Origin of the sequence: Kineosporia sp. R_H_3 (genome assembly GCF_002198675.1) — a bacterium.
In the GTDB taxonomy this organism is placed as follows: domain Bacteria; phylum Actinomycetota; class Actinomycetes; order Actinomycetales; family Kineosporiaceae; genus R-H-3.
Genome location: NZ_MWLL01000265.1, coordinates 11598 through 13330, shown reverse-complemented (window position 1 = coordinate 13330; position 1733 = coordinate 11598). Strand labels below are relative to the sequence as shown.

The window sequence follows — 1733 nt, the reverse complement described above, 5'->3', positions numbered from 1 at the left end:
CACCCATTGCCTGATGGCCACCCCACACGGGGTGGCCATCACGCATTTTGGCAACAGAGTTCCCGACACCGCTCGACGCCGGCCCGGGCCGGAAGCGGTTGTGAACGTCGTCCGCGGGGTGGGCCACGTCATGACGTCGCCCGGGGTGCTCGGCGCGGGACGCAGTGCTGGGTACGGTGCCGCGATGAGCGACATCACGTTCCGGCTGGCCACGGCGCAGCTGCCCGTCACCGGGGACGTCCGAGCGAACTCCGCCCGCGTCCAGGCGGTGATGCGGGAGGGCGCCGCGCAGGGCGCCCGGATGGTCCACCTCCCGGAGGGCATGCTCTCGGGGTACGCGAAGAACCCGATCCAGGACTGGTCCGAGGTGGACTGGGCAGCGGTCGCGGAGGAGCTCGAGAGCGTCGTCGCCCTCGCGGGGCAGCTCCGGATCTGGGTGGTTCTCGGCAGCGCGCACCCGCTGAGCGGGTCGCGCCGTCCGCACAACAGCCTGTACGTGATCTCCGACGAGGGCAGGGTCGTCACCCGCTACGACAAGCGGGTGTGTTCCGCGACGGAGGTCACGCGCTTCTACACACCGGGGCACGCGCCGATCGTGTTCGAGGTCGACGGCTTCCGGTTCGGGTGCGTGATCTGCATCGAGGTCAACTTCCCCGCGTTGTTCATGGAGTACGACCGGCTGGGCGTGGACGTCCTGCTGCTCAGCGCCTACCCGGTGGACAGCATCTTCTTCGTCAAGGCCCGCTCGCACGCCGCGATCCACAACGCCTGGGTCAGCCTGTCGGCCCCGTCGGACACGGATGCCCTCTTCCGCTCGGCCCTGATCGACCCGCGCGGCGAGGTCGTCGCGACGGTGCCCGACGTCGAGGGCGTCGTCGTGGGCGTTCTCGACAGGAATGCCCCCGAGCTCGACATCCCCCTCAGCAAGGCGCGGCCGTGGCGGGCGAGTGTGCAGGACGACCCCCGCTACGACACGGGCGGTCTCGACGACCCGCGCAGCGCCGACCGGACGTGCATCTGACGACCTGTCACGCCTCGCGGCGGGTCACGGATTCGGTGCTTCCGGGGGGTGTGCGGGAGGATGGGGTCAGCGACGCGGTCCTCGACCGCGGAGCCTGCACCCGCGTCGAGCGGGTACTGACACGAGAACAGTGGTGAGGACGGACCGCCCCGGTCCGCGAAGGCTTGATGAAGGAGACACGTGGCCGACGACGAACGGCGCCAGAACCGAACCCCCCGTACGGGGAGCGGGTCGGGAGGCGCCGGCGCTGGCCGGAACCGGGGGACGTCGCAGGGCGGGGGAGCCGCGAGGCCCTTCCGTGCCGGTGGTGCGAACCGTCCGACCCGAAACACCTCGTGGGACGACCGCGGGGCTCCCGGAGCGCAGCGCTCCGGTGGAGCCGGCGGCGGCGAGCGCTCCGGCGGCCGCAGCTACGGCGGTCCGGCCGGCTCCCGCACTCCGACCGGCGGCGGCCGTCCTTTCCAGTCGCGCCCGCAGGGCGACCGGCCGCAGCGTCCGTACGCCGACCGCCCGCCGACCGGGGACCGCGCACCGCGCACGTCCTACGGCGATCGGCCGCAGCGTTCGCAGGGGGATCGCCCGCAGCGTTCGTACGGCGACCGCCCGCAGGGTGACCGTCCGCAGCGTTCGCAGGGTGACCGTCCGCAGCGTTCGTACGGCGACCGTCCGCAGGGTGACCGGCCGCAGCGTTCCTATGGCGACCGTCCCCAGG

Annotated in this window: 1 protein-coding gene and 1 pseudogene; both read left to right on the top strand. The window is 72.4% G+C overall.

Annotated elements, in window-relative coordinates; translation table 11 throughout:
* Positions 1-184: 184 nt before the first annotated feature.
* A complete protein-coding gene (locus ECOMGDLI_RS33125) occupies positions 185-1021 on the top strand; it encodes a carbon-nitrogen hydrolase family protein (protein WP_088321094.1) in 837 nt (278 codons plus the stop codon).
* A gap of 384 nt (positions 1022-1405) precedes the next feature.
* A pseudogene (locus ECOMGDLI_RS37120) lies at positions 1406-1733 on the top strand (RNA helicase); the annotation flags it as partial.

Coding starts and splice junctions, on each gene's coding strand:
- ECOMGDLI_RS33125 (WP_088321094.1), top strand. CDS start 185: ATGAGCGACATCACGTTCCGGCTGGCCACGGCGCAGCTGCCCGTCACC.